This is a genomic window from Bradyrhizobium tunisiense (genome assembly GCF_042263385.1).
GTDB classification, from domain to species: Bacteria; Pseudomonadota; Alphaproteobacteria; order Rhizobiales; family Xanthobacteraceae; genus Bradyrhizobium; species Bradyrhizobium tunisiense.
The window spans coordinates 48,512-74,245 of record NZ_JBHLEV010000005.1; the positions used below are offsets into that span (position 1 = coordinate 48,512).

Below are 25,734 nucleotides of genomic sequence, written 5' to 3' on the forward strand. Positions count from 1 at the left end.
ATCGAAGGTGAATTTCCGATGCAGGCACGAGAAAGCGCGGCGGCCATGGTGGTCGAACAGCCCGTCGCTGACACCGAGGTGATGACGGAAGCCGCGGCAGCCGATGCGCTGCTGCCGGTGCTGCTGCCGAGCGTGGGCAGCGAAGCCGTGGTCGGCGGCGCGGATGCGGCGAGATCTGACGAGGTAAGCGGCCTGCTGGCGGCAATCCGCCGGCTCGAGAGCATCGTCGAGGAGGAGACGGTCGCGCTCGCGACGGGTCAGAAGATCGATTTCGACGACTTCAGCGCGCGCAAGAGCCGGAGCATGCTCGAATTCGTCCGGCTGATGCGGGCGGGAATGCATCTCGGCGCCGAAGGCGAGGTCACCGCGGAGATTCAGCGGCTGCGGGAGAAGCTCGAGCGCAATCGCGCGATCCTCGAAATGCACTACGACGCGGTGCGCGAGGTCGCGGGCATCATCGTCAAGGCCATCAAGGAGGCCGAGTCGGACGGCACCTATACCGGTCGCGCAGCACAGGACGGAAAATGATCAGACTGGTGCTGGCCGGGCTCTGGGTATGCATCCTCACCGCGGGCACGAGCTACGCCGTGGCCTATTGGAAGGAGAACGGCAGCCTCTTGCCGGCAAAGGACGAATATCTGGACGGGCTGCAGTACCAGAAGACGCGGGCCCTCAGCGTGCCCATGGTCGAGAACGGCAACGTGCAGGGCTACATCGTCGCGCGCTTCGTCTACACCGTGGAGGCGCGGACCATGCACCAGCTCAGCGTTCCGCCGGAGCCGTTCGTCGTCGACGAGGCCTTCCGCAGGATCTATGCCGACGACCGTCTCGACTTCAGGAAGCTCGCTCGTTACGACCTTTCCATCCTGACGACAGCCATCAAGCAGCGCGTCAACGAGCGGATGCAGGCTGACGTCGTCCAGGATGTCCTGGTCGAGGACTTCAACTACGTATCCAAGGAAGAATTCCAGTCGAAGCCGTAGTGCGTGGCGCAGCGTAGTCGCGGTTGAGGGCATTCCCTGCGGCCATCCTTCGAGACGCCCGCTTGAACGGCTGCCTGCCGTTTCGCCCGCTGAAACTGCAACGGCCTCCGCGAAAGTGCTTCGCGGAGGCCGTTGTCGGTTCGGAGCAGCAGGCTTGCGCCGTGTCAGTTCCCGGCCGGATATGCTGCCGGCGCGGCATGCGCTCTGTTGAGGAGAATGCCGACCTCGTCGAGCTCCTGCATGGGCACGTCGAGGGCCTCGCCGGCGGGGATGTTGAGGCGATATCCGACGTAGCGCCGGGCCACGATCGCGTCGAAGCCCAGGCGGTCGCGGAGCTTCTTGCGCAGCTTGCTGACGTGGCTCTCGATCACGCTCTCGTCGAAAGTGGACTCGAAGATGCCGTAGACCGCGTTGAAGATCTGCGTCTTGGTGATCCACTTGCCGTGATTGCTGACCATATATTCGAGAATGCGCAGCTCGCGGCGGGGCAGGGTGAGGGCGTGCCCCGCGATCTCGGGGTCACGGCCGTTGAAGAAGACCTGGATCCTGGTCTCGCAGGGCCTGGGTAGCTCGCCCACCCGGCGTCGCGCGATCGCGGCCGTTCGGGCGAGGATCTCGCGCAGATGAATCGGAACGTGCACGACGTCGTCGACGCCCGATTCGAACAGCTCGAGCGTGTTCTTGAGCATTTTCTGGCCGCTCACCGCGATGATGGGAGCCGAGGAACGCTTGCGCATCGCCCGCGGCAGGCTTCCGCGGGCATCGCAATCCCCGAGGAGGAAGGCGTCGACCGCTGCCAGATCCGATTCGCTTGCGGATTGCAGCCAGTCCCAGAATTCCCCGGAGGAGAAACCGATCGACGATACGCCTTCGCGAACGAGCCCTCCAACGTAGCTGTTCGCGACGCTCTCGCGATCATCAACGATAATATACATCAGTCTTTCGCCCCTGTTTCGCACTTGTTGCGGCCGGTTGGTTGTTGTGATGCCCCGGCTCGGCAACGATGCTGTTTGACGACATTCCTTCCCGCGAACCCTTGTTATGGTTTCGATATTCGCGGGCAGCCCTACGCATTCAGTGCCTGCGTCTCGCAGGCCTGTTACTTCGACTCGATACTGAACGCTTACTGCGTGAGGCTCGGCGGGTGTCTTACGGATCACCGCGCGGAGCGGATTGAGAAACGACCTAGAACAGTTGCGCCAAGTTGCTCATCGCGTCCGAACACTACTGAAACTGTGTCGATCTCCTCGCCAACTGGCGAGAATCACTTGACTAGGACCGTAACGATTGCCGATTTCCGATCAAGCGTGCGCCACAAAGCGATTGCTACGTGTGCTTGATGCTGTTGGTTTGTTTCGGGTTGTTTCTTGATAAATTCAATCGTATCAGTTGATTTGATAACTGAACTAGTTCTGCACCGTAACGGTTCTATGGTTCCGCATCCCCGTACAATTACAGCCATTTCAGGTGGTGCTGGGGATCACGCATATCGAACGGTTTTCAACCCGGGATTGACCCACTCGCGTCTGTTTCCACATGCGACAATTCGACTCACATGTGGCGACTGGACTTCAGCTTGGCGAAATCTTGGCGAGGGTGTGTCTTTCGAGTCGCACTCTCGCCACGTGCATGGCGCGTTGAGGCCATGGAGCGTCGCATCGCGCGTGATGAAAATCTTTCGATGCGCACGTCTCGCGCAAGCTTTGGCAAATAACGTCGTCGTTCGACAGATCGAACCGAACGGAGCATTTTCACATGTTGTCCGATGGACAAGCTCGTCCCAACGCGACCGCTGATGTTTCCGCAACGGCCAAGCCTGCTCCCGAGCCACGCGACACAAAGGACGATGCGGCGCACGCGGCCAGGCCTGTTGCGGGCGCAAAGCGTGTGTCGGCCGCGGCGAGCGACGAGGTTCTCGCGAAGGAGGCGCTCGAGGGGCTGAAACGTATTCGCGCCAAGGCCCGTCTCGACAAGATGGCGATACCCAAGCCTGCGACCACCGTCATCAAGCCGGCCGTGATCGTGGCCAAGCCGCCGCCGCCCCGCCCGACATGGGTTGCGCCGCTCGCAACATTGGCGGTCGCCGCCATGCTCGTGGTGTGCGCGTGCACCGGCGTGATCGCCTATCTCGCCACTCAGCCCGCCCAGAACAACGTTGCGGCCAATACGGAGATCAGAAATTTGCGCGAGACCGTTGCGCAATTGCGCAAGCAAATGTCGGGCGTGTCCGAAAATCTCGATGGCCTGCGCACCGCGGTCGATCAATCGAGCAAGGCGACCAATGACCGCTTCGGCCGGTTCGCCGAGAACCTGGACCGCATCGAGCGGGTGAGTTCGTCCTCGACGGTGAAGCTCGACAGGCTTGCCCAAGCTCAAGTCCAGGCGCCGGCACCGGCGACGGTGCAATCGCAGCCCGCGCCGCAGCAAACGGCGATGGTGGCCTCGGTCGCGGCGCCCGAGTTCACGGGCTCAGTCGCCCCGTCCGAGCGCGCGCCGGTGCCGCGGAAGTTCATCAAGGGATGGTCGGTCCGCCAGGCCTACGAAGGAATTGCGATCCTACAGAGCCCGAACGGCGTCATCGAGGCCGTGCTTGGACAGCAGGTGCCCGGCCTTGGCCGCATCGAGGAGATCAGGAACGAGAACGGGCGTCTCGTGGTGGAGTCGAGCGGGGGCGTCATCTATTCGTCGCGCAAGGCGACGCCCTGATCGAACGCCGGCTTCTATTGGCGGTGATGCTCGAAGCTGGTGCATAGCAGATCGACCTCCGCCTCCGCGATCGGCGAGCGGAACAGGCGGCAGCTGAACTCGGCCGTGGCCTTGCTGTCGGTGGTGACGCGCTCCTCCCGGAGGAAGATGCATCGCTTGCAAACGTCGGTATGGTGCCGCTGCTCGGCCGCGTCGGACTGATCCAGCACGTACCGGAACGTGTCACGGAAGCGGGTCTTGACCTCGTCGTCGAGGACGGCAATCGCCTCGACCAGAACGTTGACGGGGTCGCGCACCAGGAACTTCTTGCCCTGCTGCGTCACGCTCAGCATCACCGAGCGCTTGTCGGTGGCCGAGCGTTTTCGCTCGAGATAACCGAGCCGCTCGAGCTCCCCGATGATGAACGAGGCGGTGCCGCGCGTGGTGCCGACGTAACTCGCCAGCGCCGAAGGCGTCCGGGAAAAGCGGTTGGCGCGGGAGAGGAAACGCAGCGCCATCCACTCGCGGTCGCGCAAGCCGTGCTTGGTGCCCTCGAACCACAGGATCCGTGCGACCTGCTCCAACAGTTCAATCGATTCACGAGCCAATGTCATTTCAGTTCCGGTCGCATAAAGCTTTATTCAATTGAGCCTTGGGCAGCGCAATCTGAGTGGACGAGTATGAAGCCCGCGGGCAGCCTTCGTCCGTGCCGAACGGTCAGATTGCGCGTGGGGAAGAAGCTCTCGGTTTCGAGAGATGGAACTTCCGGACGTGGAACTAGGGCGTCACACAGAAAGTTCGAGTAAATCGCACAGCGCGAATCATCTGAAAATTTCATACAAATGACGGTGGTTCGCGTGCTGGATTCCGGTCGCGCACGGTATCGGGGCAACATGATGTATCGTTGCGGCCACCATCGAGCCCATTTGTAGCGGGCGAATGTTTCGATTGGCGCCAGGGAGCGAAGTCTCCGCAACGTAGGACCGCGCGGGAGCGGCGGAAGAACCCCCATTTTCGGTTAATGGATGTTGCGTCGCAGCGCGGCCGGGCGGTTAAATCGGACACACGATCGATCCGGAAAGCTCGCACATGGTCCAAGGCCATTTGCTCGCAGGCTGGTGATTTGCGTTTCTCCGGCAACTATTGGCGAATGCGCAGCGCTCGGGGCACGATAGGCAGCAGCAAGGGACCGACCGATGAGCTTCGAAGACACCATGACGTCCGACGTCGTCGGATTGACGAAAGTCGCGCCGCTCTCGCGCCGCGGATTCATGAGCGCCACCGCGGCGGTCGCCGCCGGTTACACCCTTGCGGCCGGGCCCGTGCGCGCCGAGGTGATCACGACCGACACAAATGGTCTCCAGGCTGGCGACGTCAGGATCAAGGTCGGCTCCGAGGAGATGCCTGCCTATTTCGCCCGCCCGGCCGGCAACACCAAGGCGCCGGTGATCATCGTGGCGATGGAGATCTTCGGCCTGCACGAATACATCAAGGACGTGACGCGGCGCCTCGCCAAGCTCGGTGCCTTCGCGATCGCGCCGGACTATTACTTCCGCAAGGGCACCGATCTCACCAAGATCGCGGACATCAAGGACCTGCTGCCGATCGTCAACGCCAAGCCGGATGCCGAACTGTTGTCGGATCTCGATGCGACGGTGGCATGGGCGGGAGCGCAAGGCCGCGATACTGGCCGGCTCGGGATCGTCGGCTTCTGCCGGGGCGGCCGTACGGTCTGGGAATATGCTGCCCACAGCGGCACGCTCAAGGCAGGTGTTGCCTTCTACGGCACGGTGGTCGATCCCGCCAATCCGCTATGGCCGAAGAGCCCAATGCGGCTTGCACCCGAGATGAAGGCGCCGGTGCTCGGCCTCTATGGCGGGGCCGACACTGGCATTCCCGTCGCGCAGGTCGAGCAGATGAAGGCCGCGCTCGAGCAGAACAAAAGGACGGCCGAATTCAAGATCTATCCCGAAGCGCCGCACGGCTTCCATGCCGACTATCGCGGCAGCTACCGCAAGGACGCGGCGGAAGATGCCTGGAAGCAGGCGCAGGCCTGGTTCAGGAAATATGGCGTCCTGAGCTAATCTCTTGTTTCGAAGGGCGGCCTGATCGGTCGCCCTTTTCATTCCAGCGCAACGGCCTCACTTCACCATCGCGCCATAGACGATGTCCTGAACCTGCTCGCGGTAGTATTTCCTGAGCTCACCGGGCGCTGCCGTCCCCACGACGACGACGAGACGCTCCTTGGGATCGCAGAAGAACTGCGTTCCGTAAGCGCCGTTCCAGGTGAACTCGCCGGGATTGCCGGGGACCGCCGACAGGCCGTCGCTGGTGCGGACTGCGACCGACAGCCCAAAGCCGAAGCCGCCGCGATGCGGTTCGACCCTGGCGACGTTGTTCTTGATCTCGGGGCCGAGATGGTTGGAGGTCATGTGGTGCACGGTCTTCGGTCCAAGAATGCGCTGGCCGTCGAGCTCACCGCCATTAAGCAGCATCTGCCCGAAGCGGAGGTAGTCGCCGATCGTCGCGAACGCGCAGGCGCCGCCGCAGTCGAACTTGGTCGGCGTATCCAGGAGCTTGATCGCCTGCGGCTTGCCGGTCAGCGGATCGTTGGCAAAGGGGCGGGCGAGGCGAGGGCGCTGCGCATCGGTCGGATGGAAAGTCGCGTCCTTCATGCCGAGCGGTTGCCACACATTGGCAGCGAGATAATCGCCGAGCTTCTGCTCGCTCACCTTCTCGATCACCGCGCCGAGCACGTCGATCGAAAAGCCGTACTCGAACTCGGTCGAGGGTTGCTGCGCCAGCGGCAGCTTGGTGATGCGGTCGATAAAGGCCTGGGTGTCGCCTTCGATCGCGGGCGCAATGCCGTCGGGATATTGCCGCGCCACCGGGCTCGAACTGTCGGGACGGCCGCCATACATCAATCCGGACGTATGCCGGTAGAGATCATGGATGAAGATCGGCGAGGCCAGCGGTTCGAGCTTGAGCGAGCCGTCGCTCTGGCGCACGCCGACCTTCATGTCGGCAAAGCCGGGATAGTAATTGGACAGCTTGGCCTGCAGCGGCAACTGGCCTTTTTCCATCAGCGTCAGGCCCGCGACCGCCGCCATCGGCTTGGTCATCGAGGCCCGCGCGAAGATCGCGTCGACCGGCATCGGCGTGCCCTTGTCCGGATCGAGCAGGCCGTAGGCCTTGTAGTGCACCAGCTTGCCATTGCGCGCGACGGCAACGACCGCACCGGGCACGCGCTTGGCGGCGATCTCGCGCGCGAAGAAATTGTCGAGGCGCGCAAGGCCCTGACTGGAAAAGCCGACATCGTCGGGGTTGGCTTCGGGCAGCGGTGCGGCGCGCGCCGCACCGAGCGTGATGACGGCAGCCGCCGTCGCGATCACAGCGATCGTCTTGTTCATTGTGTCCTCCCAGGGCGGGCTCGTTATGTGCAGGCCCACGACGCCAAGAACACGTCCGCACTCACGTGAAGTCAAGCACGGGCGCAGCATGACAGGGGCGCACCGGGATTTGCGGAACCCTATCGCCCTTCGCCGGCGCGCCACAGCGCATCGAGGCCGTGACGATAGGTCGGGTGGATCAGCGCGCCGCCGAGCTCACGCTTCAGCTTCGCGTTGGAGACACGGGCGCTGCTGGCATAGAAGCTGCGGGCCATCGCCGACATGTCGGCCGTCGCGAACGCCTCTTCCGGTGGTGGTGCAACGCCCATCAGCTCAGCGGCATAGGCGATCACGTCCTGCGGCGGCGCGGGCTCGTCGTCGCAGACGTTCCAGATGCCGCCGCTTCGGTGGCGGACGGCGGCCATGATCGCGCTCGCGATATCGTCGGCATGGATGCGGTTGAAGACCTGTCCGGGCTTGATGATGCGCCTGGCCGTTCCCGCGCGCAGCGTCGCCAGCGCGTTGCGGCCGGGGCCGTAGATGCCGGCAAGCCGCAGGATCGCGGCATCGCCGCGCGCCGCCTCCATCCAGGCCTGCTCGGCAGCAATCCGCATGCGCGCGCGCTCGAGGGTGGCCTGCGGCGGAGTGCTCTCGTCGACCCAGCCGCCGCCGTGATCGCCGTAGACGCCGATGGTGGAGAGATAGACGATTTTGCGCCGGCCCGCCGCCAGCACGTCGCCGAACGCGGCGATTGCGGGATCGCCGGCGTTGCCGGGTGGGATCGAGATGAGAAGGACATCGGCTTCGCCGATACGTTCGGCCGTCATGCGATCCGGATCGCTCCCGGAAAAAGGATGCACCTCGATGCCGGCGATATCATCCTGCTGCGCAGGATCCCGCACGGTGCCGGCAACATGCGAGAAGGTGCCGCCGAACTTCCCCACGAAATGCCTCGCGCTGTAGCCCAAGCCCAGAATGAAGAGGCGCATGTCTCTGCCGTGCCGGTCGGAGTTCCCTTCGCGCCTGCTGCGCGTCCCCGCTCATAAGAGATTTTTGGGTCCGGCAAAAGATATTGCGATTTGTCTCGCCCTCCACCTCGGGCGATGGTTGCTCGTCACCGAGGGGCGTCCTGATCATGCAGGCAGCAACAGCCACGATTGCGCCATCCGGTGCCGCGGAACTGATCCGGCGCGCCGCCGCGCTGATTTTCGACATCGACGGCACCCTGGCCGAAACCGAGGAACTGCATCGGCAGGCCTTCAACCATGCCTTCATCCGCCAAGGTCTCGACTGGCAGTGGGACCGCGCCGTCTACAAGGACCTGCTGCGGGTGACCGGCGGCAAGGAGCGTATGCGCGCCTACCACGCAAGGCTGCGGAGCGCAGCGCCATTGTCCGATGAGGACATCGCCGCGCTTCACCGCATCAAGACCGCGCGTTACGCCGAGCTGGTCGAAACCGGCTGCTGCCCTTTAAGACCGGGAGTGATCGAGCTGCTCGCTGCGGCGAAGTCGCGCGGCCAGCGGCTTGCGATTGCGACCACGACCTCGCACGGCAACATCGATGCGCTGCTGGCCCAGGCGCTGGGGGCGAGCTGGGCTGCGGAGTTCGACGCGATCGTTGCCGGCGACGACGTCGGGCACAAGAAGCCCGCGCCGGACGTCTATCTCGAAACGCTGGCGCGGCTGAAGCTGGGTGCGGCGGACTGCGTCGCGATCGAGGATTCCGCCAACGGCCTGATCGCCGCCTCACGCGCCGGCATCCCCGTTCTGATCACCCGCAGCATGTTCTTTGCGGAGGATGATTTCAGCGAGGCGCGGGCTGTTCTGGATGATCTGTCGGAACTCGCCTCCGGGCAAAGAACGGGGAACCCCAGGGGGGATACATCGAGCTGCGAGGCAGAGAGCCTGCCCTCGTTCACCACATTTAAACCTTAAGATTCTACGAAGAGGACTCAGCTACGGGCCGGGGAACATGCAAACAGCCTTCGTACAGAAGCCATCCGTAGACTTCGGGCAATGAAGGTTTGGCAGACCAGCTGCATCGTGGCTGTGATCGCATCCGCGGGACTTTACCTGGCCGCCGGTAACAGACCGGCCGCCACGGCGCCGGACCTCCTGCCCGAAGCGGCAGCGAGCATGGCGTCGCCTGCGAACACGGTGACGCCTGCCTTGTACGCGGAGGCATCCGCCAGACTTGCGGCAGCGCTTCGGTCAGAAAGTGTAGCGCCTGGCTCGGAGACGTCAGCAGGTTCCAGTCCGTCGAGCACCGAAGCGGAGATCGTCGATGAACCCGTCGCGCCAAAACTGGCGTCGTTGGGACAGGATGTCGTCCAACCGCTGCCGCCGGAACGCGATGCGTCCAACGAGGCTCCGAAAGCGGCGTCGACGCAGGATTTTCGTCATCTGGTCTACTATGTCTGGTCCGAATTGCCGCCCGTCGAGAAACCGGCGGAGATCGTCTTGCGTGCGTTCAAGGACATTCCGGTCGGAACGCCGGCCGAAGAGATCAAGCGCGCCTCCGACGCGTTTGGCCTCGATTTCAATTTCATGATGGCGGTTGCCAAGATCGAGTCCGGCTTCAACCCCAATCAACGCACAGGGTCGTATATCGGGCTTTTTCAGCTCAGCCACTATGAGTTCGGCAAGTTCGGCTACGGGCAGATTCGCAGCCCGCGGGATAACGCCGTCGCGGCCGCCTACAAGATCATCACTGAAGGCGTCCAGTTCGGATGGATCACGCATCGGACGCCGGACATGAGCGATCTCTACCTGATCCATCAGCAGGGCTGGGAAGGCGCCGCCGAGCACATCAGCAAGCCCGCTCGGCTCGCCTGGAAATCCATGTGCGCCAGCAGCGAAGGCAAGGAGAAGGGCGAGCGGTGGTGCAAACGCGCAATCTGGGGCAATACACTTCCGGCCTTCAAGCGCACCTGGAAATCGGTCGAGAACGTGACGTCAGAGGCGTTCGTCGGAATGTGGCGCGGCCGGGTCGCCGAATTCTACACGAAGTACGTGGCGACTGCTGCCGCGGCGGCAAGCCAATAATTCCGTTGTCGGCGGGGTCAGCTGAAAAGGACAAGCCGATCTGGACGCCTGCTGTTGGCAGTAGGCCGGACGCCGTGCCGCGCCGGCCCGGACCGCTGCTTGTGACCCATAGCGGACGTCGAAGTGCCGGCCAATTCATAACGGAATGGGCAAGGTAGAACCGTCAACGGACAGCAAAGCATCGATTTCTTCGCGGCGCAATCGCGTCCCCAACGAGCCGGGTGTCGTGACTTCGCGACACCCGGTCGTCCAGCTAAGAGGGAACGTGCAGCAGTCCGCCGTTTCGTTGCGAATGACCGCCTGCGCGTCATAACAGGCCGGGGATCAGCATCGCGACCTTTTCCTTGTAGTGCCGGTACTGATCGCCAAACAGCGCCACGAGATCGCGTTCCTCGAGCCAGATGCCGAAAAGGATGTAGGCGGTCGTCACGGATGCGAAGAGCAGGTGACCGACCGTCATGGTCGGCGTCGTCCAAAACGCGACGATGAAGCCGAGATAGATGGGATGCCGGATAAGGCCATACAGCCCGGGCGTCCTGAACTTCATGGGTGCGGCCAGCCGCCCCAGGAAATGCGAGACGACCTGCGTCAGGCCGAACAGCTCGAAATGGCTGATTAGGAACGTGCTGTAGAGCACGATGAGCCAGCCGGTGAAGTGGCCGGCAACGGCGGCATAGGCGAGCGACGGCGTCTCGATCGACCAGATCACCGCCGGCATCGGCTGCCACTGCCAGAACAGCAGGGTCAGGCTCAGGCTCGCCAACAGCACATAGGTGCTGCGCTCGAGCGCAGGCGATGCGACGCTGGCGAACAGCCGCTTGAAGCCCTGTCGCGCCATGCCGCTGTGCTGGACCGCGAACAGCGACATCAGTCCGAGATTGACGACGAGTGCATAGGCAGGCGAAGGCGCCGCACCGCTGTCAATCGTCTTCGGAACGATGAGCTGTGAGACGAAGCCGACGGCATAGAGAAACGTGCCGAAAAAGACGGAATAGGAAACCACGCCGTAGCCGAGCACGAGGCTTCGTGCGGCGAGCGAGCTCTGGGCCTGAACCGGCCCGTTCTGCAGGGTGATGGACATGTCCTGATCTCCGGATGTGCGGTTGGTGGGATAACGGCGGCGGCGACGGCGATCCGTTGCCGCGGCCGTCGGGCCGGCTCAGATGCAGGCGAACCCGATGCAGACCTTCTTGACGTGGCAAAGGTTGCCCAGGCAGTCGACCGGCTTTCGTTTGGGCGGGGTGTCGCGGACGGTCACGCCCCCGCCTCCTGCGCTGCGATGATCCCGGACCTCCGGTTGTCCCTCGCGATGGTCACGAACCACCGGCTTGTCGCGATGGTCACGGACATTCGTCGCGGCGGAAGCCGTGGTCAGCGTCATCACCACGCCTGCCATTCCGATCGCCAGCGCGATCGTCGTCTTGAAGGCGGTCTTCTTGGAGGCGTTGCTGTCGAATGCATGCTTGGACTTGAAAAGCGAGTTCATGGCTTTCTCCTAGGTTGGAAATCTTGTTGCAGGGACGTGCGGGCTCGGACCGCGAAGGCGGATCTGCCTTCGTGGTCGGAGTTGGTGAGGCACGACGCTGACGGCGCCGGCCATGGGGCCTTGAAGAGGTGTTACTCAGCGCGCGCGATGGTCGCGAAGCTTTGGTTCGGCTCTCGCCGTGTCGCAGCCGCCATCTGGCGTGTGGGTGTGGCTGCGCGGGTCGCAGAATGTCCTCGGCGCCTGATTGACCTGGCCGCCGCGATGATCGCGCACGGCCGGATCCTCCGCCTTCGCCGCGGCGGGCGAGAGCGAGCTGGCAACCATGAGAACGAGTATCGCGGCGCGGACGTCGGGAACGCTGCGGCGGCGGGCATCGTTGCCGTGCCGGTCGCGGAGCTTCTTCATCATGAATTGCGTGGCCGCCCGCTCGCGCTTGGCCAGCATGTCGGCAACCGACCGGTTGACGAACCGGCGCAGCCGCACAAGCAGGGCAGCGAGGTATCGATGCGACGGGCTCAGCGCGGACGCCTGAGAGGGCATGGACATGTGATTTCCTTTCGATGGGTTCGAGACGATGACGCCCGCGCTGGTAGTCAGTAACTAGACGCGCAGTTGTCGTATTGCCGGTTGCAGGTCCGATTGATGCAGGCAGTCCAGTCGCCCCTGCCTGCGGCTCCCGCGCAACGCTGGTTGCAGAGCCTGTATTTCTGAATGCAACTCATCTTCGCTGCATCGGCCGTTCCGGCCGAACTAAAAACCGAGCTGGCCGCAAGACCGGCGATGAGCAGAAGGGATTTCCAGAAGGGCTTGTTCAAGTGTTGCTCCTTATCGTTGGATCGGTTGCATGATCGGCGGATGATCGCGCCGATCGCTATTCCGCGGCGGCCGTCTGCTGTGCGGGATCGGCCCGCACGACGACGGTGGCGGCGACCTTGTAGAATTCCTCGCCGGGCATGCCGACGCGATGCGCATGCTCGCGGATGGACTCGCCGTCGCGCGCCTCATAGATGCAGAAAGTGCCGATGCGGCCGTCGGCCTCGTGCACCACGTAGCTGCGGATCCAGCGCACGCGGTCCGGCATCTGCTCATTGCCGATACGGGCCGATTTCGCGCCTGCAGCTTCGAGCTCGGCGAGGTTGGCCCAGGCGCTCGGGCGGCGAATGACGTAGAGTTCCATGTCAGATCTCCTCAGGGGTGTGGTTGTCGACTGATGGGCCAAGAACGACCGCCTGGGAGCTATAGGCGCAGCCGGCGCTGACCGTCCTTACCAGGGCCTGATCATTTCCTGATGCCTGGCTGAACCTTTCCCGTCCTGCGCGGACACACCGACATGATCCACAGGTTCGGACCCTTCGAGCTCGACGAAGCGAGTCGCGTCGTTCTGTGCGCGCGGCGCGAGGTCGCCTTGCAGCCGAGGGTGTTCGATCTGCTGGCCTATCTCGTGCGCAACCGCGACCGGGTGATTGAAAAGGACGAGCTGCTGGACGCGATCTGGCCGCACGTGACCGTCACCGACAATTCGTTGCAGCGGGCCGTGAGCCTGCTCCGTACGGTCTTGCGCGAGGGCGGCATGGACGGCGCCATCCGCAATGTCCCGGGCAAAGGCTATCGCTTCTGCATCGACCATGAGCCGGAGCTGCAGGCTCCTGCTGCCGGGACGCCTGGCGAGCATGCCACAGACATGCGGACACGGGCGCAACGCGCGGCGTCCGCGAAGGTGTGGACCGAGGCCGCGGCCTTGTTCGAAGCGGCCGAGGCCGCCGGGATTCTCGATGGTGCGGACCTGCATCAATGGGCCCTCGCGCTCCAATGCACAGGCAGGACCGATGCGGCCATGCCGGTCCTGGCTCGCGCCATCGCGGCGCATATCGAAGCCGGCAATGTGCCGTCGGCCGTCGTTGATGCAGTCGCCCTGTCCGGCCTTTACTTCGAGCGCGGCCAGGCCGCGATCGCCAAGGGCTGGCTCGCCCGTGCAGAGGATTGGGCCGGCGAGATCGAGGATGCCGCGACCGCGGCGCTGGTTCTCTGGATGAAATCGAAGGTCGCAGCCTTCGACGGCGAGCCGGATCTGGCGTTGTCGCTGGCAGATGAGGCCTATAGCGCAGTCCGCCACAAGGACGCGGTCGGCATCGAGGCGCTGAGCCTCGTCTATCGCGGCTTCTACCGGTTGTGCCTTGGCGACACGCGGGCCGGTCTGGCCGACCAGGATCATGCGGCGACCCTGGCGCTCTCCAGCAGCCAGCTCGATCCGGTCATGGGGGGAATTCTCTACTGCAACATCCTGTGGGCTTCGCGGATGTTCGGGGACTGGGCCAGAGCCGACCAGTGGACGTTGGGCTACCAGGGCTTCTGCTCGGAGAGCGGGATCGAACTGACCGGCTCGTGCCAGCTCCACCGTTCCGAAGTCCTTGGCATCAGGGGATCGCTCGGCGAGGCTCTGACCCGCATCGAGGATTCACTGTCCCGTCTCAACAGCGATGCGCCGTGGTCGATCGGCGATGCCAATCGCGTCCTCGGCGACATTCAGTCCGCCATCGGCAATGACGACGCGGCGCTCGAAGCTTATGATCGAGCCTATTCGCTCGGTTGGTGTCCCGAACCCGGCCGCGCCATGCTGCTGCTGGAACGGGGCGAGGCGGAAGCGGCCCATGCCAGCCTCGAGCGCAGCTTGATCGGTAAGACCTGGTGGACATTGCAGCGGCGCGGAATCCTGTTCGCGCATCTGGCGCTGGTCGCGGCGCATACCGGCCGCCTCGAGCAAGCGGTAGTCTTGATTGAAGAGCTGTCGGGCAGTGCCGATCGATGGCCAATGCCGTCGATCCGGGCGCTCACCAACGAAGCGCAATCTGTGCTCGCGCATTCCGCCGGTGATCTGGAAGCGGCTTTGCGTCACCTCCACCTTGCTCGGCAGCTCTGGTCGAGCATCGAAGGACGGGTCCAGGCCGTGAGGCTTCGACTGCGGATCGCAACACTGCAGCTCGAATGCGACGACGTCCGCGGCGCCGCGGCGGAAGTTCATGCCGCCCAGCTCGTGGCGCGCGAACTTGGCTCGCACAAGCTTGAGGCATATTGCAAGGAACTGCAGCGCAAGATCGGTGTAGGTCAGGCTGGCTGCGCCGCCTAAGCGCAAAGCCAGCAATCGAACTTTGTAATGACGAAAGCGATTGTTAACCTCGCGCAGACCGTCATCTCGCTGCGCCCATCATGCTCGACGCATTCTGCTCCTCCGACGAAAATTGCATGCTGCGGAGGCGGGCCAAAAAGCCTGGCTTTGCCGTTAAACTGATTGGGACGCCGAGGACCCCTTCGCCTGGGATCCGATCATTTGGCGCCTGCATGTGCTCGCCAACCAGGGCGGAAACGTCAGCTATTGGCCCGAAGCCGACCTAGGCTCCTTCTGCTTCTGTTGAAATCCTTCCGCGAAGCGTCTTGGGCGTGATACACCGTGTATCCCAATTTCTGCCGATACAATTCGTTTGCGTCCACGTCTTCCCGATCTTCATCGCGTGTCCAGGAGGAGATGAGATCATGACTACGAATGCATTCTCGGACCTGACGCGGCTCATCAACGGCTATCAAATTTCGCAAGCCATTCACGTCGCGGCCCGTCTTGGCATAGCCGACCACCTTAGCCATGGGCCGCTAAGCAGCAACGAACTTGCTCGGCTCAGCGGATCCCATCCGAGGACACTATATCGACTCTTGCGGGCATTAGCTTCGGTCGGTGTTTTCCATGAGGGTGAGAACAGAACGTTTTCGCTCGCCCCGATGAGCGAGTGCCTTCGCTCTGATTCACCGACCCCACTGGACGGCTGGGCGGCATATGTCGGGCGACCTTATGCCTGGCAGGCTTGGGGCCATCTCGAACATAGCGTGCGCACCGGTGAGAGTGCCTTTCGGCATCTCAATGGTCAGAGCGTATGGGAGTATCGCAGCACCCGTCCCGATGAGAACGCGATTTTTAACCGAGCCATGACAGCCAATTCTCGCGGCGCCATCGAGGCTATCATCGCCGCCTGCGACTTTAGCCGCTTTCGTCACGTGGCCGACATCGGGGGTGGTCAAGGCCAATTGCTGGCGGGAATTCTCGCGGCAAACAAGGGCTTGCGCGGAACACTGTTTGATCAGCCGCACGTGGTCGAGAAGGCGGCCGAAGTTCTGAAGCGGGATGGTGTCGCCGACAGATGCGAAATCGTCGGTGGCAGCTTCTTTGAAGCCATTCCGGAGGGGGCTGATGCCTATGTGATGCGGGCGATCATTCACGATTGGGACGACAAGGAAGCAATTTCTATCCTGACTACATGCCGTCGCGCGATGACAGCCAATGCGAGGCTGCTCCTCGTTGAACGCATTGTGGAGCCGCCGAACGAAGGGCCAATCTCGAAACTCAGTGACCTCAACATGCTCGTCATGCTTGGTGCGCTGGAACGGACTTACGACGAGTATTGCGCGCTGTGTCGAACGGCCGGATTTGAGACGCGCGGCACGGCTCGCGCAGGCTTGCACTTTCAGATCATAGAGGCTGTTCCAATTTAGGCCGAAAAGTCTGTATTTGCTTCGATGATCTGACGTCTAATGCTGGCGCGAAGGCGAAGATCGCGATGGCACCCGACAGGTCAGAAGCCGAGGCCAGACCGGACGTGGTGGTGACGCGGCCGAATCGACGTGAATGACGCGAAGCGGGCTTCAGTGGAGCGAGGCAATCGCCACGAACGATTGCTGCGGAAACGTTAGCTTGCCACCTGCCAGCATGGAATGGTCGAGCCGAGAGGCAGCATCATCGGAAATCGACATGATTAGCCGCTCCCGCTCAGGCGCCTCTTTATCGTTCAACAGACCAGCCATCGGCGTCGCCGTGAGCTGAAAGCGCACATAATCCAGCATTGACGGAAATCTGATCTGTTTGGTGACGGGGACCACTTCGACGAAGTCAAAGCCGGCCTGCTTCGCCCAACGAGCAATCTCCTGAGCATCGCAGGAAAGATGCTCAGAACGTTTAATGCGTGAGGCCCCTTCTCCGAGACACTTATCGAGCGCCTGCACGAAAGCGTACGCCGCCGGGGTCTTCTCGATTGAGCCATAAACGCTGAATCCAGCGCGGCCGGCGGGCTTAAGCACTCTCATCATTTCCTTTAGCGCCAGAAGCCGATCCGGGAAGAATTGTAGCCCGAGTTGGCAGAGTACGACGTCGAAGCTGTCGGAATCGAACGGAAGGTCAAGCGCACTCCCCTCGATCCATTCAATCTCTGGAGACTTCGCGCGCGCAATCGCGAGCATCGCTGAATTGAGGTCAAGGCCGACAACACGTCTCACGATGCCACGTTGCTCTATCAATCTCGCGACAATGCCGGTCCCGCACGCGATGTCGAGTACGCTGTCGCCGCGCGCTGGTGGGATGCGGTCGAGCAGGTCGTTGGCCCATACTGATGTGATGGCTGGCACCAAATAACGTTCGTACAGTTCCGGCGCGCTGGCATCCATTTGCCAGTGTTCGTGGACCGACATGACTTGCCCCTATTGCCGAGTAGAAGCATCGAGAGACATTTCCGTCTTGATGCTGGCCTATCGGACAACAAGCTGCAAGGGGGACGGTCCGCTTGTGGCCCTTGGCGGTCATCGGTCTACGACGCTTCGAGATCTCCCTCAAAGGTGAAACAGCCTCGATTGTGAGCACGCGACTTAGAGCGCGCCCGCGTGCCGGCTGCGGTCAGTGGACGCGGTGGCTCATTCTATCGTCGTCATCCTGTTCGACGATCTGCGCGATCGGGCTCGACTGGTGATGCACCAGGCGCCAGTCGTCGCCGACGCGGCGGAAATGGTTCGCAGCCGCCAGAGCGGTGCCGTCGACGATCTCGATGCAGAGCACGCGGGCGCTGTCGCCGTCGACGATCGCCTGCGGTTCGGCGCAGGTGATCTGCGGTCTTTCAGGATTTTGCAGGATGTCGCGCCAGCTTCCGATCACCGTGGCGCGTCCGACGATCGCCGGCCAGCCGGGATGGATGCAGGAAATGCCGTCGTCGTCCGCCCACATCTGTTCCATGCCGGCGAAGTCGCCTGCTGAAAAAGCGGCGTAGAAGGCCGCGTTGGCGGCGATGATCTTGCTGTCTTTTGCCATGCCTCTCGGGTGGGGCAATGACAGGCAAAAATCAAGCGCGACTTCCGTCGGTCAGACCGCAGTGCAGCATTTGCCCGCTTTGTGGTCAGGCCGAGACGAGCATCGCCACCGCCCGCCGCGCGCCGTCCTGATACAGTTGGCCGAGCGCCGCGGTCACGGCCTCGCGCAGGCGCGGCTCGGAACCGAGCGGCCCGAACACCTTCGCGACCCCAAGCAGTGCGGGCGCGAGCCGCTCGGCGACGGGGCCGGCCTCACGCGCCAGCGCGGCGAACTCGGCGGCGAGCGGATCGCGCACGTCGATGGTGCGGCCCTGCTCGTCGGTTGCGGTGACGTAGCGCATCCAGCCGGCCACCGCGAGCGCGTGGGTTGCGATCGGCAAATCCTTGCGCAGGCGATCCTGCATCGCGCCGAGCAGGCGCTGCGGCAGCTTCTGCGAGCCGTCCATCGCGATCTGCCAGGTGCGGTGCTGCAGCGCCGGATTGGCAAAGCGCTCGAGCAGCGAGGCGCGATAGGCGGCGAGATCAGTGCCTGATGGCATGGTCAGCGTCACCGCGGCGTCCTCCATCACCCGCGCGGCGAGGCGCGCGAAATGCTGATCCTGCATCGTGTCCGCGATGGTCTCATAACCAGAGAGATAGCCGAGATAGGCCAGCGCCGAATGGCTGGCGTTGAGCAGCCGCAGCTTCATCAGCTCGAACGGCTTGACGTCGCTGACGAGTTCGACGCCCGCGGCGGCGAGATCGGGCCGGCCCGCCGTGAAACGGTCCTCGACCACCCATTGCGTGAACGGCTCGGTCATCACGGGCCAGGCGTCGCGCATGCCGAGCGCGTTCGCGACCGTATCGCGGTCGCTCTCCGTCGTCTCCGGGACGATGCGGTCGACCATGGTGGAGGGGAAGGCGACCGTATCCGCAATCCATTTGCCGAGATCCTTCGACCGCAGCGCGGCGAACTGCGTCACGATCCGCTGCACGGTGTGGCCGTTGGCGGCGAGATTGTCGCAGCACAGCACGGTGAAAGGCGGAAGGCCCTGTGCCCGCCGCCGCGCCAGCGCGGCGACGATGAAGCCGGTCGCCGAGCGTGGCGCGCCGAAATTGTTGAGGTCGTGCACGATGTCGGGATGCCGCTCGTCGAGATCGCCGGTCTGCGGCGTGTGGCAATAGCCCTTCTCGGTGACCGTCAGCGAGACGATGCGAATGGCGGGATCGGCCATCCGTTCGACCAGCCGGCCCGGGTTCTCGCGTGCGACGACGCTGTCGAGCAGTGCGCCGACGACGCGGTGCTCAGTGCCTTCGGCGGCGCGTATCGCAACCGTGTAAAGGTGATCCTGCGGGGCGAGAGCATCGCGCGTATCCGGGCTGCGCAGGCTGGCGCCGACGATGCCCCAGGAGGGGGCCCCGGCGGTCAGGCAATCATCGATGACAACCGCTTGATGTGCGCGATGAAAGGCGCCGAGACCGAGATGCACGATACCGGGCGTGACGCGCGAACGGTCGTAGCCCGGGCGGCGGATGGTCGGCGGCAGCCGGTCGAGATTGGCGCGGCCAAGGCGTGTCGAACCTGGGCGCATGGACGTCTCCCTTTGCTTTGCCGCTGCTTGACATGGCGCCCTTATCAGGTCAATGCTTCGGTCAATTGGTAAGGCCAATTATCCAAAATTGGCGGGCCGCGGGTCTGGTCAGACCCCGCGCGACCCTTTCGGGGAGGACCAGCGTGCCGCTGGAAGCTGTGGAGGCGAGACGGCTCTATCGCCAGGTCGCCGATCAATTGCGAAGCCTGATCGACAGCGGCGAGTACGCGGTCGGCAGCCGCTTGCCGACCGAACGCGAGCTCGCCGAGCAGCTGAAGATCTCGCGGCCGACTGTGCGCGAAGCCCTGATCGCGCTCGAGGTCGAAGGCCGCGTCCGCATCCGCGTCGGGTCCGGCATCTATGTGATCGACCCCGCGGACGCTGCACCCGCGCCGCCAGCCGCCGGCATCGAAGGCCCGTTCGAGCTGTTGCGCGCCCGCGAATTCCTGGAAAGTGCGATCGCCGAGCAGGCCGCGCGCGTCGCGACCAAGGACGATGTCGCCCGCATCGATGCGTCCCTTCTCGCGATGGAGAATGTCGAGCATCCCGGCGAGGCCTCGATGGTCCACGACCGCGCCTTTCACGTCGCGATCGCCGGAAGCCTCGGCAATGCCGTTCTGGTGCGCGTGGTGGGCGAGCTGTTCGACCAGCGTCTCAATCCCTATTTCGCGCAGCTTGCGCATTATTTCGAGAGTCCGGGCACCTGGCGCACCGCGCTCGACGAGCATCGCGCCGTGCGCGAGGCCATCGCGGCGCACGATCCGCAAGCCGCGCGCGAGGCGATGCGCGCTCATCTGGCGCGCTCGCAGGAGCGCTTTGCGCAGAATTTCGGCGCCGAGAACGCGGCGGGATCGTCGCCCGGACGCGGCCGCGCGGCGCGACCTGCGGCAAAGCCGTCGAAACCGAAAGATGCGCCGAAGAAGCGGACTGCGGACAGCGGCGCGCGGCGGCGATGAGATTGGACGGCCCGCATCCGTGTCGGGGCGGGCGAACAAGAAGCAGACTTGAACGATGGAGGAAAAGTCGATGTTGAAGACAATGACGATTGCAGCAATGGTCTCCGCCGCTACGCTGCTGGCCGCGACCAGCGCAAGCATGGCGCAGACCAAGCTCAAATGGGCTCATGTCTACGAGACCTCGGAGCCGTTCCACACCGCCTCGGTCTGGGCCGCGCAGGAGATCGGCAAGCGCACCAACGGGCGCTATGCGATCGACGTCTATCCGGCCTCGCAGCTCGGCAAGGAGGCCGACATCAACCAGGGCCTATCGCTCGGCTCGGTCGACATCATCATTTCCGGCTCGAGCTTCGCGGCCAAGAGCTTCCCGCCGATCGGCGTGACCTATTATCCCTACACCTTCCGCGATGCCGATCATCTGCTCGCCTACACCAAGAGCGACATCTTCAAGGAGCTCGCCAAGGGCTATGAGGACAAGAGCGGCCACCACATCGTCGCGGTGACCTATTATGGCGTGCGCCAGACCTCGTCGAACAAGCCGATCAAGACCTGCGCGGACATGAAGGGCCTGAAGATGCGCGTGCCCGACGTGCCGGCCTATCTTGCCATGCCCCGCGCCTGCGGCGCCAACACCGCGCCGATCGCCTTCGCCGAAGTCTATCTCGCGCTCCAGAACGGCACCGTCGAGGCGCAGGAAAACCCGCTGACCACGATCGAGGCCAAGAAGTTCTATGAGGTGCAGAAGCACATCGTGCTGACCGGCCACATCGTCGATCACCTCAACACCGTGATCGCCGGCGCCCTTTGGAAGAAGCTCTCCGACGAGGATAAGAAGATCTTCACCGACGTCGCCCAGGAAGCCGCAGCCAAGGCGACCGGGGAGATCAAGCAGAACGAAGCCAAGCTGGTCGCCTTCTTCAAGGACAAGGGCCTGACCGTCACCGAGGTCGACAAGAACGAGTTCCGCGACACCGTGCTGAAGAACGTCGCGTTCGAGACCTTCGGCTATCGCAAAGCCGACTGGGAAAAGATCCAGGCGGTGAAATAATTCACGCCGTCGTTCCGGGGCTCGCGAAGCGAGAACCCGGAACCTCGAGATTCCGGGTTCGTCTCGCCGGGCCGCGCTTGCGCGGTCCCGTCGAGCCGCCCCGGAATGACGACTGCGAGGTTTGAGGGAGCAACCCATGTCGACCGCCGAAATCCACCGGCAGATCACCGCGGATGAGATTGCCCATACGTTCGAGGAAGAGGCGACGCCGAAGGTCGATCTCGGCGTCTACGCGTTCGAGGACTGGGTGGCGCTCGCAATCTTCTGGGTGATGGCGCTCGCCGTCTTCCTCCAGTTCTTCACCCGCTACGTGCTCAACGACAGCTACGCCTGGACCGAGGAGATCGCGACCTATTGCCTGATCGGCGTGGTCTTCATCGGCTCGGCGATGTGCGTACGGCTGTCGCGGCACATCCAGGTCGACCTCGTCTATCGCTACCTGCCGCATGCCGCAGGCCGCGTGCTGTCGACAATGATCGACCTGATCCGGATCGCCTTCTTCGGCTACGCCATCAAGCTGGTCTGGATCTACATCCAGATCATCGGCGACGAGCAGATGACCACGATCAATCTTCCCAAGGACTACGTCTATTACGCCGTGCTGTTCGGCTTCGTGCTGATGTTCGCACGCTCCGTGCAGGTGGCCGTCCAGAACTGGCGGCAGGGCTACTCGGTCCTCGAACGTCCCGGTGCCTACGACGGATCGGAAGGATAACACCATGCTGCTGTTGCTCGGAGGCTTTCTCGTCCTGATGCTGCTCGGCGTTCCCGTGGCGATTGCCATGGCCGCGTCGTCGCTGCTCTACATCCTGGTCAGCGGCGTGACGCCGGACGTCACCCTGGCGCAGCGCATGATCGCCGGGGTCGAGAGCTTTCCGCTGCTCGCCGTGCCGTTCTTCATCCTGGCCGGCAATCTCATGAATATCGCCGGCGTCACGGGGCGCATCTACAAATTCGCCGTCGCGCTGGTGGGGTGGATGCGCGGCGGCCTCGGCCACGTCAACATCGTCGGTTCGGTGATCTTTTCCGGCATGTCCGGCACCGCCATCGCGGATGCCGCTGGCCTCGGCACCATCGAGATCAAGGCGATGAAGGACCACGGCTACTCCACCGAATTCTCGGTTGGCGTCACCGCGGCCTCGGCGACACTGGGGCCGATCATCCCGCCGTCGCTGCCCTTCGTGATCTACGGCATGATGGCGAACGTCTCGATCGGTGCGCTGTTCCTCGGCGGCGTCATTCCCGGCGTGGTGCTGACGCTGTTCATGATGATCACCGTCACCTATTTCGCGCACAAGAACAAATGGGGCAGCGACACGCCGTTCTCCTGGCCGCAGCTCGGCTCGGCCGGGCTCGAGATCGCCATCGTGCTGTCTTTCCCGATGGCGATCTGGCTGATGGTGATGGCCGGCATGTCGGTCAACATGGCCGTCGTCATCGGCCTCGGCACGCTGCTCATCATCGACTGGTATTTCGACTTCTCAGCCGTGATGGCGCTGATGGCGCCGGTGATCCTGATCGGCGGCATGACGCTCGGCTGGTTCACGCCGACGGAAGCCGCGGTCGCTGCCGTGATCTGGTCCCTGTTCCTCGGTCTCGTGCGCTACCGCACCATGACGTTCCAGACCGTCGCCAAGGCGACGTTCGACACCATCGAGACCACCGCCTCGGTGCTGTTCATCGTCACGGCAGCCTCGATCTTCGCCTGGCTGCTGACGGTCTCGCAGGCGGCCCAGATGCTGTCGGACTGGATGCTCAGCATCACCCAGAACAAATGGGTGTTCCTCGCGCTTGCCAATGTCCTGATCCTGTTCGTCGGCTGCTTCATCGACACCACGGCGGCGATCACCATTCTGGTGCCGATCTTGCTGCCGATCGTGCTCAAGCTCGGCATCGATCCGATCCACTTCGGTCTGATCATGACGCTGAACCTGATGATCGGCCTGTTGCATCCGCCGCTCGGCATGGTGCTGTTCGTGCTCGCCCGCGTGGCAAAGCTCTCGGTCGAGCGTACGACGGTTGCGATCCTGCCCTGGCTGGTGCCGCTGATGCTCGCGCTGATTGCGATCACCTTCATTCCTGAACTCACCCTCTGGCTGCCGAAATACATGGGATTGTCCAAATGACCTCGACCGCTCTCGCCGCAACCCTGTTCGGTCCCGAAGATCTGCGCATGGTCGAGCATCCGCTCGACAAGCTCGCAGACGGCATGGTGCGCATCCGCTTCGGTGCGGGCGGCATCTGCGGCTCGGACATGCACTATTTCCGCCATGCCCGGACCGGCGATTTCGTCGTGAAGTCGCCGCTCGTGCTCGGCCACGAGATCTCCGGCGAGGTCGTGGAGATCGCGGGGCCCGCCGCCAACCTGAAGGTCGGCGACCGCGTCGCCGTCAACCCGTCGCGCTGGTGCGGCCATTGCGTCGCCTGCCGCGAAGGCCGGCCCAATCTCTGCGAGAACATCTATTTCATGGGCTCGGCCTCGAAGACGCCGCACATGCAGGGCGGCTTTGCCAACTATTTCGACGCGATCCCCGCGCAGTGCGTGAAGATTCCCGACCACGTGTCGTATCAAGCCGCCGCGCTGGCCGAACCTCTCGCCGTTTGCCTGCACGCGGTCGCGCGCGCCGGCAATATCGAGGGCAGGCGCGGCATCATCTTCGGCGCCGGTCCGATCGGGCTGCTGACCATGCTCGCCGCGCACCGCGCCGGCATGGCTGATGTCACCGTGGCCGACATCGCGTCGGCGCCGCTCGCTTTTGCCACCAAGCTCGGCGCTTCGCATGTCGAGAATGTCTCGGGCGGCGAGGAGGGGCTGAAGGCACAAGCTGCGTCGCGTCCTTACGATGTTGCGTTCGAGGTCTCGGGCACGGCCGCAGGGCTTGCCAGCGCGATCGGCATTGTCAGGCGCGGCGGCGTGGTGGTGCAGATCGGCAATCTGCCGGGCGGCCAGATCCCGACGCCGTCGAATGCGGTGATGGCCAAGGAGATCGACCTGCGCGGCTCGTTCCGCTTCGGCTTCGAATTTGCAACCGCGGTGGAACTGATCTCCAACGGCAGCGTCGACGTGCTGTCGCTGGTCACCGCCGAGCGTCCGCTGTCGACCGCGCCCGATGCGCTCAGGCTGGCGCTCGACCGCTCGCAGAGCGTCAAGGTCGTGCTGACCGCGAATTGATGGGAGGCAATGCATGATGCTGGAAGGATGGCGCTGGTACGGGCCCGATGATCCGGTCTCGCTCGACGACGTCAGGCAGGCCGGGGCGAGCGACATCGTCTCGGCGCTGCATCAGGTGCCGATCGGAGAAGCCTGGACGCGCAAGGCGGTCGAGGAGCGCAAGAATTTCATCGAGAACGGTCAGCCCGGCCGCTCGAAGCTGAGCTGGTCGGTGGTGGAGTCGATTCCGATCCCCGACGACGTCAAGCGGCTGGGCGGGAAGGCGACGAAGTCCATCGAGGCATGGATCGCAAGCCTGGAGGCCGTCGCCGCCGCCGGCATCAAGATCATCTGCTACAACTTCATGCCCGTCGTCGACTGGTGCCGCACCGACCTCGAATGGGAGCTGCCGAACGGCGCCCACGCCATGCGCTTCGACCAGGACCGCTTTGCCGCCTTCGAGCTGCACATCCTCGAGCGCCCGGCTGCCGCGCAGGAATATTCGCCCGAACAACAGGCTCGCGCGAAAAAGCTGTTCGAGCAGATGAGCCAGGCCGATATCGATTATCTCGTCATGGTGATCGCCAGCGCGCTGCCGGGCTCGACCACCGAGCCGATGACCATTCCGCAATTCCGCGACCGGCTCGAAACCTATCGCGACATCACGCCGAGGATTCTACGGCAGCATCTCGCCGAATTCCTCGCGCGCGTGACGCCGGTGGCCGAGCAGCTCGGGGTGTCGCTGACCCTGCATCCGGACGATCCGCCGCGCCCGTTGTTCGGCCTGCCGCGCATTGCCTCGTCAGCCGACGATTATCAGGCGCTGTTCGACGCCGTGCCGTCCAGGGCCAACGGCATCTGCCTGTGCACGGGCTCGCTCGGCGTGCGGCCCGAGAACAACCTGCCCGAGATGGCCGAGCGCTTCGGCCCGCGCATTGCCTTTGCCCATCTGCGCGCGACCAAACGGGAGGCCGACGGGCTGTCGTTCTACGAGTCCGATCATCTCGACGGCGATGTCGACATGGTCGCGGTGCTCAAGGCGCTTCTGAAGGAGAACGCCCGGCGCGCGCCGGACAGGCAGATCGTGTTCCGTCCCGATCACGGCCACCGCATGCTGGATGATCTCGCCGCCACCAAGCGCACCAACCCCGGCTACACCGCCATCGGCCGCCTGCGAGGTCTCGCCGAGCTCCGGGGCGCTATCCGCGCGATCGAGCATCGGTAGGGGCAAGTCTCTCCACACCGTCATTGCGAGGAGCCCTTGCGACGAAGCAATCCAGAATCCCTCCGTGGAAAGACTCTGGA

Annotated in this window: 25 protein-coding genes; 14 read left to right on the forward strand and 11 right to left on the reverse strand. The window is 63.7% G+C overall.

Going from position 1 to position 25,734, the window contains the following annotated elements:
* The first annotated feature begins 18 nt into the window (after window positions 1-18).
* Window positions 19-528 carry a flagellar biosynthesis protein FlgN gene (locus ACFDR6_RS22960; protein WP_317240955.1) on the forward strand — a complete coding sequence of 170 codons (510 nt, stop codon included), beginning with the start codon at window positions 19-21 and terminating at the stop codon, window positions 526-528.
* The gene (locus ACFDR6_RS22965) at window positions 525-983 is read left to right on the forward strand and encodes a hypothetical protein (protein ID WP_212088558.1); all 459 of its coding nucleotides are present in this window, start codon (window positions 525-527) and stop codon (window positions 981-983) included. Before ACFDR6_RS22960 ends, ACFDR6_RS22965 begins: the two co-directional genes overlap by 4 nt.
* A 164-nt stretch (window positions 984-1,147) precedes the next feature.
* Here the strand turns inward: ACFDR6_RS22965 and ACFDR6_RS22970 are convergent, their stop codons facing one another.
* Window positions 1,148-1,918, reverse strand: coding sequence for a response regulator transcription factor (locus ACFDR6_RS22970; RefSeq protein WP_212088564.1), 771 nt, complete (start codon window positions 1,916-1,918; stop codon window positions 1,148-1,150).
* An 820-nt stretch (window positions 1,919-2,738) separates the two neighbouring features.
* Between ACFDR6_RS22970 and ACFDR6_RS22975 the strand changes: the two genes are divergently transcribed.
* Window positions 2,739-3,689 carry a hypothetical protein gene (locus tag ACFDR6_RS22975; protein ID WP_212088566.1) on the forward strand — a complete coding sequence of 317 codons (951 nt, stop codon included), beginning with the start codon at window positions 2,739-2,741 and terminating at the stop codon, window positions 3,687-3,689.
* Window positions 3,690-3,703: 14 nt separating this feature from the next.
* On the opposite strand, the gene ACFDR6_RS22980 is transcribed toward ACFDR6_RS22975, so the two are convergent.
* Window positions 3,704-4,282 carry a MarR family winged helix-turn-helix transcriptional regulator gene (locus ACFDR6_RS22980; RefSeq protein ID WP_212088568.1) on the reverse strand — a complete coding sequence of 193 codons (579 nt, stop codon included), beginning with the start codon at window positions 4,280-4,282 and terminating at the stop codon, window positions 3,704-3,706.
* Window positions 4,283-4,864: 582 nt separating this feature from the next.
* On the opposite strand from ACFDR6_RS22980, the gene ACFDR6_RS22985 reads away from it, so the two are divergent.
* Complete coding sequence (locus tag ACFDR6_RS22985; RefSeq protein ID WP_375859597.1) at window positions 4,865-5,752, forward strand: dienelactone hydrolase family protein; 888 nt, start codon at window positions 4,865-4,867, stop codon at window positions 5,750-5,752.
* Between the two features lie 57 nt (window positions 5,753-5,809).
* Here ACFDR6_RS22985 and ACFDR6_RS22990 read toward each other — a convergent pair whose 3' ends face one another.
* Window positions 5,810-7,078, reverse strand: a complete 1,269-nt coding sequence (locus ACFDR6_RS22990) for a serine hydrolase domain-containing protein (protein WP_375859598.1) — start codon at window positions 7,076-7,078, stop codon at window positions 5,810-5,812.
* Between the two features lie 119 nt (window positions 7,079-7,197).
* The gene (locus ACFDR6_RS22995; RefSeq protein WP_317240950.1) at window positions 7,198-8,046 is read right to left on the reverse strand and encodes an SDR family oxidoreductase; all 849 of its coding nucleotides are present in this window, start codon (window positions 8,044-8,046) and stop codon (window positions 7,198-7,200) included.
* Window positions 8,047-8,192: 146 nt separating this feature from the next.
* Between ACFDR6_RS22995 and ACFDR6_RS23000 the strand changes: the two genes are divergently transcribed.
* Entirely contained in the window at window positions 8,193-8,993 is an 801-nt protein-coding gene (locus ACFDR6_RS23000) for an HAD family hydrolase (protein WP_317240949.1), read from the forward strand.
* Window positions 8,994-9,074: 81 nt separating this feature from the next.
* Window positions 9,075-10,103, forward strand: coding sequence for a lysozyme family protein (locus ACFDR6_RS23005; protein WP_212088590.1), 1,029 nt, complete (start codon window positions 9,075-9,077; stop codon window positions 10,101-10,103).
* Between the two features lie 307 nt (window positions 10,104-10,410).
* On the opposite strand, the gene mddA is transcribed toward ACFDR6_RS23005, so the two are convergent.
* The 4 genes from mddA to ACFDR6_RS23025 form a co-directional block, all read right to left on the reverse strand.
* The gene (gene mddA, locus ACFDR6_RS23010; RefSeq protein ID WP_212088592.1) at window positions 10,411-11,184 is read right to left on the reverse strand and encodes a methanethiol S-methyltransferase; all 774 of its coding nucleotides are present in this window, start codon (window positions 11,182-11,184) and stop codon (window positions 10,411-10,413) included.
* Between the two features lie 78 nt (window positions 11,185-11,262).
* Window positions 11,263-11,589, reverse strand: a complete 327-nt coding sequence (locus ACFDR6_RS23015; protein WP_212088594.1) for a hypothetical protein — start codon at window positions 11,587-11,589, stop codon at window positions 11,263-11,265.
* Window positions 11,590-11,724: 135 nt separating this feature from the next.
* On the reverse strand, window positions 11,725-12,135 hold the full coding sequence (locus ACFDR6_RS23020) for a hypothetical protein (protein WP_212088596.1): 411 nt from the start codon (window positions 12,133-12,135) through the stop codon (window positions 11,725-11,727).
* 325 nt (window positions 12,136-12,460) lie between these two features.
* Window positions 12,461-12,766, reverse strand: coding sequence for a nickel-binding protein (locus tag ACFDR6_RS23025; RefSeq protein WP_212088599.1), 306 nt, complete (start codon window positions 12,764-12,766; stop codon window positions 12,461-12,463).
* 153 nt (window positions 12,767-12,919) lie between these two features.
* Between ACFDR6_RS23025 and ACFDR6_RS23030 the strand changes: the two genes are divergently transcribed.
* Both ACFDR6_RS23030 and ACFDR6_RS23035 read left to right on the forward strand, forming a co-directional pair.
* Window positions 12,920-14,713 carry a winged helix-turn-helix domain-containing protein gene (locus ACFDR6_RS23030; RefSeq protein ID WP_375859599.1) on the forward strand — a complete coding sequence of 598 codons (1,794 nt, stop codon included), beginning with the start codon at window positions 12,920-12,922 and terminating at the stop codon, window positions 14,711-14,713.
* A gap of 404 nt (window positions 14,714-15,117) precedes the next feature.
* The gene (locus ACFDR6_RS23035) at window positions 15,118-16,125 is read left to right on the forward strand and encodes a methyltransferase (protein ID WP_317240947.1); all 1,008 of its coding nucleotides are present in this window, start codon (window positions 15,118-15,120) and stop codon (window positions 16,123-16,125) included.
* 150 nt (window positions 16,126-16,275) lie between these two features.
* Here ACFDR6_RS23035 and ACFDR6_RS23040 read toward each other — a convergent pair whose 3' ends face one another.
* The 3 genes from ACFDR6_RS23040 to ACFDR6_RS23050 all read right to left on the reverse strand — a co-directional run bounded on the left by ACFDR6_RS23040 (window position 16,276) and on the right by ACFDR6_RS23050 (window position 19,274).
* A complete protein-coding gene (locus tag ACFDR6_RS23040; RefSeq protein ID WP_317240946.1) occupies window positions 16,276-17,094 on the reverse strand; it encodes a class I SAM-dependent methyltransferase in 819 nt (272 codons plus the stop codon).
* Between the two features lie 202 nt (window positions 17,095-17,296).
* Window positions 17,297-17,704 (reverse strand): nuclear transport factor 2 family protein, encoded by a 408-nt coding sequence (locus ACFDR6_RS23045; protein ID WP_212088612.1) that lies wholly within the window; start codon window positions 17,702-17,704, stop codon window positions 17,297-17,299.
* Between the two features lie 85 nt (window positions 17,705-17,789).
* The gene (locus tag ACFDR6_RS23050) at window positions 17,790-19,274 is read right to left on the reverse strand and encodes a mannitol dehydrogenase family protein (protein ID WP_375859600.1); all 1,485 of its coding nucleotides are present in this window, start codon (window positions 19,272-19,274) and stop codon (window positions 17,790-17,792) included.
* Between the two features lie 143 nt (window positions 19,275-19,417).
* Here ACFDR6_RS23050 and ACFDR6_RS23055 point away from each other — a divergent pair, with 143 nt between their 5' ends.
* From ACFDR6_RS23055 to uxuA, 6 genes are all read left to right on the forward strand, one after another.
* Window positions 19,418-20,230 carry a FadR/GntR family transcriptional regulator gene (locus tag ACFDR6_RS23055; RefSeq protein WP_375859601.1) on the forward strand — a complete coding sequence of 271 codons (813 nt, stop codon included), beginning with the start codon at window positions 19,418-19,420 and terminating at the stop codon, window positions 20,228-20,230.
* 82 nt (window positions 20,231-20,312) lie between these two features.
* A complete protein-coding gene (locus ACFDR6_RS23060; RefSeq protein ID WP_375859812.1) occupies window positions 20,313-21,278 on the forward strand; it encodes a sialic acid TRAP transporter substrate-binding protein SiaP in 966 nt (321 codons plus the stop codon).
* 136 nt (window positions 21,279-21,414) lie between these two features.
* Window positions 21,415-21,993 carry a TRAP transporter small permease gene (locus ACFDR6_RS23065; RefSeq protein WP_375859602.1) on the forward strand — a complete coding sequence of 193 codons (579 nt, stop codon included), beginning with the start codon at window positions 21,415-21,417 and terminating at the stop codon, window positions 21,991-21,993.
* A 4-nt stretch (window positions 21,994-21,997) separates the two neighbouring features.
* A complete protein-coding gene (locus ACFDR6_RS23070; RefSeq protein WP_375859603.1) occupies window positions 21,998-23,404 on the forward strand; it encodes a TRAP transporter large permease in 1,407 nt (468 codons plus the stop codon).
* Window positions 23,401-24,450 (forward strand): L-idonate 5-dehydrogenase, encoded by a 1,050-nt coding sequence (locus ACFDR6_RS23075; protein ID WP_375859604.1) that lies wholly within the window; start codon window positions 23,401-23,403, stop codon window positions 24,448-24,450. The genes ACFDR6_RS23070 and ACFDR6_RS23075 overlap by 4 nt, the downstream gene beginning before the upstream one ends.
* Window positions 24,451-24,466: 16 nt before the next feature.
* Window positions 24,467-25,654: a mannonate dehydratase gene (uxuA, locus tag ACFDR6_RS23080; protein ID WP_375859813.1), complete on the forward strand. Its 1,188-nt coding sequence runs from the start codon at window positions 24,467-24,469 to the stop codon at window positions 25,652-25,654.
* Window positions 25,655-25,734: the final 80 nt, after the last annotated feature.

Bases quoted from the DNA above. Each gene is read 5' to 3' on its own strand.
- ACFDR6_RS22960 (WP_317240955.1), top strand. From the start codon at position 19: ATGCAGGCACGAGAAAGCGCGGCGGCCATGGTGGTCGAACAGCCCGTC.
- ACFDR6_RS22965 (WP_212088558.1), top strand. From the start codon at position 525: ATGATCAGACTGGTGCTGGCCGGGCTCTGGGTATGCATCCTCACCGCG.
- ACFDR6_RS22970 (WP_212088564.1), bottom strand. From the start codon at position 1,918: ATGTATATTATCGTTGATGATCGCGAGAGCGTCGCGAACAGCTACGTT.
- ACFDR6_RS22975 (WP_212088566.1), top strand. From the start codon at position 2,739: ATGTTGTCCGATGGACAAGCTCGTCCCAACGCGACCGCTGATGTTTCC.
- ACFDR6_RS22980 (WP_212088568.1), bottom strand. From the start codon at position 4,282: ATGACATTGGCTCGTGAATCGATTGAACTGTTGGAGCAGGTCGCACGG.
- ACFDR6_RS22985 (WP_375859597.1), top strand. From the start codon at position 4,865: ATGAGCTTCGAAGACACCATGACGTCCGACGTCGTCGGATTGACGAAA.
- ACFDR6_RS22990 (WP_375859598.1), bottom strand. From the start codon at position 7,078: ATGAACAAGACGATCGCTGTGATCGCGACGGCGGCTGCCGTCATCACG.
- ACFDR6_RS22995 (WP_317240950.1), bottom strand. From the start codon at position 8,046: ATGCGCCTCTTCATTCTGGGCTTGGGCTACAGCGCGAGGCATTTCGTG.
- ACFDR6_RS23000 (WP_317240949.1), top strand. From the start codon at position 8,193: ATGCAGGCAGCAACAGCCACGATTGCGCCATCCGGTGCCGCGGAACTG.
- ACFDR6_RS23005 (WP_212088590.1), top strand. From the start codon at position 9,075: ATGAAGGTTTGGCAGACCAGCTGCATCGTGGCTGTGATCGCATCCGCG.
- mddA (WP_212088592.1), bottom strand. From the start codon at position 11,184: ATGTCCATCACCCTGCAGAACGGGCCGGTTCAGGCCCAGAGCTCGCTC.
- ACFDR6_RS23015 (WP_212088594.1), bottom strand. From the start codon at position 11,589: ATGAACTCGCTTTTCAAGTCCAAGCATGCATTCGACAGCAACGCCTCC.
- ACFDR6_RS23020 (WP_212088596.1), bottom strand. From the start codon at position 12,135: ATGTCCATGCCCTCTCAGGCGTCCGCGCTGAGCCCGTCGCATCGATAC.
- ACFDR6_RS23025 (WP_212088599.1), bottom strand. From the start codon at position 12,766: ATGGAACTCTACGTCATTCGCCGCCCGAGCGCCTGGGCCAACCTCGCC.
- ACFDR6_RS23030 (WP_375859599.1), top strand. From the start codon at position 12,920: ATGATCCACAGGTTCGGACCCTTCGAGCTCGACGAAGCGAGTCGCGTC.
- ACFDR6_RS23035 (WP_317240947.1), top strand. From the start codon at position 15,118: ATGACTACGAATGCATTCTCGGACCTGACGCGGCTCATCAACGGCTAT.
- ACFDR6_RS23040 (WP_317240946.1), bottom strand. From the start codon at position 17,094: ATGTCGGTCCACGAACACTGGCAAATGGATGCCAGCGCGCCGGAACTG.
- ACFDR6_RS23045 (WP_212088612.1), bottom strand. From the start codon at position 17,704: ATGGCAAAAGACAGCAAGATCATCGCCGCCAACGCGGCCTTCTACGCC.
- ACFDR6_RS23050 (WP_375859600.1), bottom strand. From the start codon at position 19,274: ATGCGCCCAGGTTCGACACGCCTTGGCCGCGCCAATCTCGACCGGCTG.
- ACFDR6_RS23060 (WP_375859812.1), top strand. From the start codon at position 20,313: ATGACGATTGCAGCAATGGTCTCCGCCGCTACGCTGCTGGCCGCGACC.
- ACFDR6_RS23065 (WP_375859602.1), top strand. From the start codon at position 21,415: ATGTCGACCGCCGAAATCCACCGGCAGATCACCGCGGATGAGATTGCC.
- ACFDR6_RS23070 (WP_375859603.1), top strand. From the start codon at position 21,998: ATGCTGCTGTTGCTCGGAGGCTTTCTCGTCCTGATGCTGCTCGGCGTT.
- ACFDR6_RS23075 (WP_375859604.1), top strand. From the start codon at position 23,401: ATGACCTCGACCGCTCTCGCCGCAACCCTGTTCGGTCCCGAAGATCTG.
- uxuA (WP_375859813.1), top strand. From the start codon at position 24,467: ATGCTGGAAGGATGGCGCTGGTACGGGCCCGATGATCCGGTCTCGCTC.